Source organism: Micromonospora fulviviridis (assembly GCF_014648395.1).
GTDB classification, from domain to species: Bacteria; Actinomycetota; Actinomycetes; order Mycobacteriales; family Micromonosporaceae; genus Micromonospora; species Micromonospora fulviviridis.
In genome coordinates this window covers 1-7,920 of sequence record NZ_BMRA01000028.1, presented here as the reverse complement: position 1 = coordinate 7,920, position 7,920 = coordinate 1, and the positions used below count along the sequence as shown (strand labels likewise).

The window sequence follows — 7,920 nt, the reverse complement described above, 5'->3', positions numbered from 1 at the left end:
TGGGCCGGAGGCTGTTGGAGCGGGCGACGGGAATCGAACCCGCACCGTCAGTTTGGAAGACTGAAGCTCTGCCATTGAGCTACGCCCGCGTGCGCCCCGCTCTCGCGGGACGCGCCCGACAGCCTACCCAATCCCGGAACCGGACGCGCAGCCCCGTACCGTGCGCCGCGCCGACCCCCGCTGGTACGCCCCGGTGACCGTCCGGCGGGCCCGGACGGCATACACTCTTCGTCGCCACGGGGTGTGGCGCAGCTTGGTAGCGCACTCGCTTTGGGAGCGAGGGGCCGTGGGTTCAAATCCCGCCACCCCGACTGTCGTTCGCGACCGGGTCGCCCGGGAACCGCCGATTTTTTCCGCGCGGTGCCCGGGCGCTGCCGATGCCGCAGGCCGGCTCGCCTACACTCGATGCGCGCAATCACGCCCAGACTCAACTGAGATCCGTCAAGGAGTACGCCTGTGAAGAGCACCGTCGAGACTCTGAGCCCGACGCGCGTGCGGCTCGCCATCGAGGTGCCGTTCGTCGAGCTCGAGCCGAGCCTCAAGAAGGCGTACCGGGAGATCGGCCAGCAGGTCCAGGTTCCCGGCTTCCGCCGGGGCAAGGTTCCCGCCGCCGTGATCGACCAGCGGGTGGGCCGGGGCACCGTCCTCAACGAGGCGGTGCAGGAGGCCATCCCGCAGAACATCCTGGCCGCGGTCCGCGAGCACGACCTGAAGACGCTCGGCCGTCCCGAGGTCGAGATCACCGAGTTCAACGACGGTGACTCGCTCAACTTCACCGCCGAGGTGGACGTCCGTCCGGAGATCACCCTGCCGGACCCGGCCACCATCGAGGTGACCGTGGACGAGATCCAGATCGCCGACAGCGAGATCGACGAGCAGGTCAACAGCCTGCGCGAGCGGTTCGCCACGCTGAAGACCGTCGAGCGGGCCGCCCAGGAGGGCGACTTCGTCCAGATCGACCTGAACGCCACCGTCGACGGCGAGGACGTGCCGGGCGGCCAGGCGAGCAACATCTCGCACGAGGTCGGCAGCAAGCAGCTCCTGCCGGGGCTGGACGAGGCGCTGGTCGGCCTCGCCGCCGGCGACAGCACCACCTTCTCCACCCAGCTGGTCGGCGGCGACTTCGCCGGCCGCGACGCCGACGTGGCGGTGACCGTCCGCACGGTCAAGGAGAAGGAGCTGCCCGAGCTCAACGACGACTTCGCCCAGCTGGCCAGCGAGTTCGACACCATCGAGGAGCTGCGCGCCGACCTGCGCGAGCGGGTCACCCGGGGCAAGCAGGTCGAGCAGATCTACGCCGCCCGGGACAAGGCCCTCGAGCAGATGGTCGCCGCCGCCGAGGTGCCGGCGCCGGAGGGTGTCGTCAAGGAGGAGGTCGAGAGCCGCAAGGCCGCGATGGTCGACCAGCTCGAGCGCATCGGCGCCTCCCTGGAGGAGTACCTCGCCGCCGAGGAGAAGACCGAGGAGCAGATCGACACCGAGCTGACCGAGGCCGCGACCGAGGGCGTCAAGATCCAGCTGCTGCTGGACACGCTCGCCGACGCCGAGGACGTCCAGGTCTCCGACGACGAGTTCGGTCACGAGATCGTCCACCGCGCCCAGCGCGCCGGCATGGCCCCGCAGCAGTACTACGACCAGCTGGTCCGCTCCGGCGCCGCCGCGGCCGTCTTCGGTGACGTCCGCCGGGGCAAGGCGCTCGCCTCGGTGATGGAGAAGATCAAGATCAAGGACGCGGCGGGCAACGAGGTCTCCCTCGACGCGCTGCGGGCCCAGAACGAGGCCGAGCACGACCACCAGCACTGATCGTCGGGCGTCGGCCGCCGTCCCGCGCTCCGCGCCGGGCGGCGGCCGAAACCCTTTTCCGGGTACGCCCCGAGGGTGACTGCGCTGAGAGCGAACAGTGCCCCGACCGGGAGTACGCCCCCCGGCCGAGCGGTTAGTGTCGGGTAGGACGGTACGGAGAGCGAAGGGCTGCCATGACCGACATGCACATCCCCAAGAAGTCGCTCCGGGCGATCGAGGCCCGTGGTGGCGACTCCATTGGCAACCTCGACGACTCGGTCTACAACCGGTTGCTCAAGGAGCGGATCATCTTCCTGGGCAGCGAGGTGACCGACCAGGTCGCCAACCGCATCTGCGCGCAGCTCCTGCTGCTCGCGGCGGAGGACCCGGACCGCGACATCAACCTCTGGATCAACTCGCCGGGTGGCTCGGTCTACTCCGGCATGGCGATCTACGACACCATGCAGTTCATCGACAACGACGTGTCGACCGTGGCGATGGGAATGGCCGCGTCGATGGGCCAGCTCCTGCTCTGCGCCGGCACCAAGGGCAAGCGCTACGCGCTGCCGCACGCGCGGATCATGATGCACCAGCCCTCGGGTGGCCTCGGCGGCACCGCGTCGGACATCGCGATCCAGGCCGAGCAGATGCTCTACACCAAGCGGATGTTCCAGGAGCGGGTCGCCCACCACACCGGCCAGAGCCAGGCGCAGATCGAGGCGGACTCGGACCGGGACCGCTGGTTCACCGCCCAGGAGGCCATGGACTACGGCTTCATCGACAAGGTGATCATCGGGGCCGCGCAGGTTCCGGATGGCGCCGGGACCCTGAGCTGAGGAGCTGACGATGACCGACCTGAGCCTGCCGCCCCAGTTCGCGGCCGTGCACAACCGCTACGTCCTGCCGTCGTTCGTCGAGCGCACGTCGTACGGGATGAAGGAGTCCAACCCGTACAACAAGCTCTTCGAGGACCGGATCATCTTCCTCGGCGTCCAGGTGGACGACGCGTCGGCCAACGACGTGATGGCCCAGCTGCTGACGCTGGAGGGCACCGACCCGGACCGCGACATCATCATGTACATCAACTCGCCGGGTGGCTCGTTCACGGCCATGACGGCGATCTACGACACCATGCAGTACGTCCGCCCGGACATCCAGACCGTCTGCCTCGGCCAGGCGGCCAGCGCGGCGGCGGTGCTGCTCTCGGCGGGCACCCCGGGCAAGCGGATGGCGCTGCCCAACTCCCGGATCATCATCCACCAGCCAGCCACCGAGGGCGGCTACGGCCAGGGGTCGGACATCGAGATCCAGGCCCGGGAGATCCTGCGGATGCGTACGCAGCTGGAGGACATGCTGTCCCGCCACTGCAACCGCCCCATCGAGCAGGTTCGCAAGGACATCGACCGTGACAAGATCATGACGGCCGAGGAGTCCAAGGAGTACGGGCTGGTCGACACGATCCTGACCAGCCGCAAGAAGGGTCTGCTGGCCTCTCACGCCGCCAGCTGAGCAGTGCGAGGTCGGAGGTCGGTCGGGGCGTGGTTCCCGGCCGACCTCTGACACACCCGTTTTGGGGGTCGGAGAAACCTCCGGCAGCGGGTAACGTCGGGTCTGTGCCGCTTCGCTGGGTCGGACCGGCGAGGTGGGACGACAGGACGGACGGGCGCGCGGCGCCCGCAGGTCAGGGCCGGCGTACCGGCCGACGAGTGCAGGGAGAACGTAGGTGGCACGGATCGGTGACGGCGGCGACCTACTCAAGTGCTCCTTCTGTGGCAAGTCGCAGAAGCAGGTCAAGAAGCTCATTGCGGGCCCCGGGGTCTACATCTGCGACGAGTGCATCGACCTCTGCAACGAGATCATCGAAGAGGAGCTGGCCGAGTCCGGCGAGGTGAAGTGGGAAGAACTTCCCAAGCCGATGGAGATCTGCCAGTTCCTCGACAACTACGTCGTGGGTCAGGAGCAGGCCAAGAAGGCGCTCGCCGTCGCGGTCTACAACCACTACAAGCGGATCCAGGCGGAGGCCGCCGGCGCCCCGGGTTCGGGTAGCGACGGCGTCGAGCTGGCCAAGTCCAACATCCTGCTGCTCGGCCCGACCGGCTGCGGCAAGACCCACCTGGCGCAGACCCTGGCCCGGATGCTCAACGTCCCGTTCGCGATCGCCGACGCGACTGCGCTCACCGAGGCGGGCTACGTCGGCGAGGACGTGGAGAACATCCTCCTCAAGCTGATCCAGGCCGCCGACTACGACATCAAGCGCGCCGAGACCGGGATCATCTACATCGACGAGGTCGACAAGATCGCCCGGAAGTCGGAGAACCCCTCGATCACCCGGGACGTCTCCGGCGAGGGCGTGCAGCAGGCGCTGCTGAAGATGCTCGAGGGCACGGTGGCCAACGTGCCGCCGCAGGGCGGGCGCAAGCACCCGCACCAGGAGTTCATCCAGATCGACACCACCAACGTGCTGTTCATCTGCGGTGGCGCCTTCGCCGGCCTCGACCAGATCATCGAGGCCCGCACCGGCTCCGGCGGCACCGGGTTCGGCGCCCGGCTCCGGTCGGTCTCCGAGCGGTCGACCGACGACATCTTCAGCCAGGTCATGCCGGAGGACATGCTCAAGTTCGGGCTGATCCCCGAGTTCATCGGCCGGCTCCCGGTGATCACCAACGTGCGCAGCCTGGACCGCTCCGCGCTGGTCCGCATCCTCACCGAGCCGCGCAACGCCCTGGTCCGGCAGTACCAGCGCCTCTTCGAGCTGGACGGCGTCGAGCTGGAGTTCGAGCAGCCCGCGCTGGAGGCCATCGCCGACCAGGCCATGCTCCGCGGCACCGGCGCCCGTGGCCTGCGGGCGATCATGGAAGAGGTCCTGCTCTCCGTGATGTACGAGGTGCCGAGCAACCCCGACGCCGCCCGGGTGCTGATCACCCGCGAGGTCGTCCTGGAGAACGTCAACCCGACGATCGTGCCCCGCGAGTTCACCGGCCGGCGGGCCCGCCGGGACCGCGAGGAGAAGTCGGCCTGACCGCCCGCCGCGACCGCGCCCGGGTCAGCTCGGGCGCGGTCCGCGTGACCGGGTCCGGCGGTCCCACTCGCCCGACGGGGTGACCACCACCATCACGAGCCGCGCCGGCTCGTCGCCCTCGGTGCGGTAGCCGTGCTCGCGGTCGGCGTGGAACTCGACGGTCTCGCCGGCGCGTACCTCGTGGTCGACGCCCTCGACGGTGACCGTGACGGTCCCGGCCAGCACGTGCAGCACCTCCCGGGTGCCGCGCGGGTGGTCGGCGGACTGGTGCGCCTCGCCGGGCTGCAACCGCCACTCCCAGAGCTCCACCAGGTCGGGCTCGCCGAGACCGCTGAGCAGCCGCGCGGTGCCGCCGTTCCCGCCCCGCCACAGCACCGGCGCGTCGCCGGCCCGCGAGACCCGTACGGTGCTTTCCTCGGCCGGTTCCAGCAGCCGGGCGATGTTGACGCCGAACGCATCGGCGACCCGGCAGAGCGTGCCGACGCTCGGGTTGGTCCGCGCCCCCTCGATCTGCACGAGCATGCCCTTGCTCACCCCGGAGCGGCCGGCCAGTTCCTCGAAGGACCAGCCGCGGGCGGCCCGCAGCTCGCGTACCTGACGGGCGACCGCGGAGGTCACCGCGCCCACCCGCCCGCCGGAGTCGGTCATCACACTATCCTTCGCGGTCAATATTGTGGTACGACTGCCTGATGTTCCCCATTGTGCTCGCGGCGGTCTCCGCGGTCGCGTTCGGCACGGCCGACTTCTCCGGCGGCAAGGCGTCCCGGCACGCCGACCCGATCGCGGTGACCGTGGTCTCGCAGCTGCTCAGCGTTCCGCTGCTGCTCGCCCTCGTTCTGATCGTGCCGGGCACGCCCGCCCCGCTCGACCTGGCCTGGGGGCTGCTCGCCGGGGTGGCCGGCGCGGCCGGCGTGATGCTGCTCTACAAGGCCCTCGCCGGCGGCATGATGGCTGTCGTCGCACCGGTCACCGCGATCACCGCCGCGGTCGTCCCGATCGTCGCCGGGCTCGTCACGGCCCACTCACCGGGCACCCTCGCGCTGGCCGGCGCCGGCCTCGCCGTGGTGGCCATCGCGCTGGTCAGCCTGGGGGAGGGCGGCACCACCGGTCGGGTGTCCGGCCGGCTGATCGGCATGGCCCTCGGCGCCGGGCTGCTCTTCGGGATCTTCTTCGCGCTGCTCGGCCAGGCCGACGAGGGCGCCGGGATGTGGCCGGTGGCCGCGGTACGGGTCAGCTCCATCGCCTTCGGCCTCGCGCTCGCCGTGCGCACCGGCGTACGCCTGCGGCTGGGGCCGCGCGTGCTCCGCTGGGCCGCGGCGGCCGGCCTGCTGGACTCGGCCGCCAACGCGCTCTTCCTGGCCGCCGCCGGCCGGGGGCACCTCAGCGTGGTGGCCGCCATCGCCGCGCTCTACCCGGCGAGCACCGTGCTGCTCGCGCTCGCGGTCGACCGGGAACGGCTCCGCCCGGTGCAACTGGCCGGGCTCGGCTTCGCCGCCGGCGCGCTCGTGCTGGCGAGCGTCTGAGCCCTGTCGTCGCCCGCCCTCCCCCCGTACGCTGAGCATCATGCGTGTCGCCGTCTGTCAGCTCAACGCCCGTGACGACCGGACCGCCAATCTCGCCGCCGCCGACGCCCTGCTGGCCAGGGCCGCGGCGGCCGGCGCGGACCTCGCCGTCCTCCCGGAGTACGTGGACTACCTCGGCCCCGCCGCCGGCATGCCCCCGGCCGAGCCGGTCGACGGTGTGGTCGGCCGGTTCTTCGCGGACGCCGCCCGCCGGCTCGGCATCTGGGTGATCGCCGGCTCGTTCCACGAGGCGGGTCCGGACCCCGAGCACACCTGGAACACCTCGCTGGTCTTCGACCGGGACGGCGCGCTCGCCGCCAGCTACCGCAAGATCCACCTGTACGACGTCGAGATTCCCGGCCGGGTCTCCTACCAGGAGTCGGCCACCGTGGCGCCGGGTGAGAAGCCCGTGGTGGTCGACGTCGAGGGTCTCCGGGTCGGGCTGTCGATCTGCTACGACCTCCGGTTCCCCGAGCTCTACCGGCAACTGGCCGTCGACGGCGGGGCGGAGCTGCTGGTGGTGCCGGCCGCGTTCATGATGCACACGGGACGCGACCACTGGGAGGTGCTGCTCCGGGCCCGGGCGATCGAGAACCAGTGCTACGTCGCGGCCGCCGGCCAGTGGGGTGACCACGAGCCGGGGCGGACCTGCTTCGGGCGCAGCATGGTGGTGGACCCGTGGGGGACGGTGCTCAGCCAGGTGGCTGACGGCCCGGGGCTTGCCGTGACCGACGTGGACCTCGACCGCCTGCGGACGATCCGCGTCGAGGTGCCCAGCCTCGCCAACCGGCGGCTCTGACCCCCGCTCAGCTCTCCAGCAGCACGCCGACGACCGTGAAGCCGGCGATCGCGACCGCGGTGACGAGCAGGGCGGTGGTCATCCGGGACGGACCGCGCCGGGCGAGGCGTCCCACCGACGCCAGGACGACGACGAGCACGAAGGCGCCGATGACCAGCTGCCAGAACGGCAGCAGGAGCCCGAGCAGGGCCTCCTCGGCGAGCGTCGTCGCCGGGAGCCGGGACACGTCATCCATGCCAGACACTCTGGCACGGATGGACCCGCAGTGGTCCCGTCCGTAGCCGGGTTTCCGCCGCCCGGCGTCGTCGGTGCGCCGGCGGTTCCGGCAATGACGATCGTTGATTTGCCTTCTCGGAGCCGTCCGCGTAACTTTCTCTCTGCACGCGGGAGGCCGGACAAACGGGCCGAGAACGGGCGCCAGGCTGGTGGCGGCGACGCCGAGCCAGACTGAGGATCGGGCGGTGCGAAAGACTCCGGGAAACACGGGGTTGCGATCGCGAAGCCGACCGGGTAGAGTTCGAAAGCCGGCAGGGAGCCGGGCGGGTGGCCGCGAAAGCGGCGATCGGCCGGTCCGCCGGAACCCACGACAGTAACGACCGCCGGTCACGGCGTGCGTGAGCGTGGATCGGGTCGAACCAAGTTGATCACCTCAAACACGAGGTTGACAGCGAGGATCGGGCCGGGTAAGTTAGAGAGGTTGCCCCGGATGGGGGTCCTGCTGGTGCGGGGTTTCCGGATGGTGTGTGGTTGTTCTTTGA

Annotated in this window: 8 protein-coding genes and 2 tRNA genes; 7 read left to right on the top strand and 3 right to left on the bottom strand. The window is 70.5% G+C overall.

The annotated features are described in order from the left end of the window. Positions 1-15 precede the first annotated feature (15 nt). Positions 16-89: transfer RNA gene (locus IEY96_RS32420), tRNA-Gly, on the bottom strand. 148 nt (positions 90-237) lie between these two features. On the opposite strand from IEY96_RS32420, the gene IEY96_RS32415 reads away from it, so the two are divergent. The 5 genes from IEY96_RS32415 (at position 238) to clpX (ending at position 4,801) form a co-directional block, all read left to right on the top strand. After that, positions 238-311, top strand: a tRNA-Pro gene (locus IEY96_RS32415). Positions 312-456: 145 nt separating this feature from the next. Beyond that, on the top strand, positions 457-1,803 hold the full coding sequence (gene tig, locus IEY96_RS32410) for a trigger factor (RefSeq protein WP_091319115.1): 1,347 nt from the start codon (positions 457-459) through the stop codon (positions 1,801-1,803). 173 nt (positions 1,804-1,976) lie between these two features. Further along, positions 1,977-2,618, top strand: coding sequence for an ATP-dependent Clp protease proteolytic subunit (locus tag IEY96_RS32405; RefSeq protein WP_088960728.1), 642 nt, complete (start codon positions 1,977-1,979; stop codon positions 2,616-2,618). A 10-nt stretch (positions 2,619-2,628) separates the two neighbouring features. After that, positions 2,629-3,291: an ATP-dependent Clp protease proteolytic subunit gene (locus IEY96_RS32400; RefSeq protein WP_091269636.1), complete on the top strand. Its 663-nt coding sequence runs from the start codon at positions 2,629-2,631 to the stop codon at positions 3,289-3,291. Between the two features lie 214 nt (positions 3,292-3,505). Further along, positions 3,506-4,801 (top strand): ATP-dependent Clp protease ATP-binding subunit ClpX, encoded by a 1,296-nt coding sequence (gene clpX / locus IEY96_RS32395; RefSeq protein WP_091319119.1) that lies wholly within the window; start codon positions 3,506-3,508, stop codon positions 4,799-4,801. Between the two features lie 24 nt (positions 4,802-4,825). On the opposite strand, the gene IEY96_RS32390 is transcribed toward clpX, so the two are convergent. Then, positions 4,826-5,449 carry a helix-turn-helix domain-containing protein gene (locus IEY96_RS32390; RefSeq protein WP_189198599.1) on the bottom strand — a complete coding sequence of 208 codons (624 nt, stop codon included), beginning with the start codon at positions 5,447-5,449 and terminating at the stop codon, positions 4,826-4,828. A gap of 41 nt (positions 5,450-5,490) precedes the next feature. On the opposite strand from IEY96_RS32390, the gene IEY96_RS32385 reads away from it, so the two are divergent. Together IEY96_RS32385 and IEY96_RS32380 are read left to right on the top strand one after the other, a co-directional pair. Next, positions 5,491-6,324, top strand: coding sequence for a DMT family transporter (locus tag IEY96_RS32385; RefSeq protein ID WP_189198598.1), 834 nt, complete (start codon positions 5,491-5,493; stop codon positions 6,322-6,324). Positions 6,325-6,364: 40 nt separating this feature from the next. Next, positions 6,365-7,162, top strand: a complete 798-nt coding sequence (locus tag IEY96_RS32380) for a carbon-nitrogen hydrolase family protein (RefSeq protein WP_189198597.1) — start codon at positions 6,365-6,367, stop codon at positions 7,160-7,162. Positions 7,163-7,169: 7 nt separating this feature from the next. On the opposite strand, the gene IEY96_RS32375 is transcribed toward IEY96_RS32380, so the two are convergent. Then, entirely contained in the window at positions 7,170-7,397 is a 228-nt protein-coding gene (locus IEY96_RS32375) for a hypothetical protein (protein WP_189198596.1), read from the bottom strand. Positions 7,398-7,920: the final 523 nt, after the last annotated feature.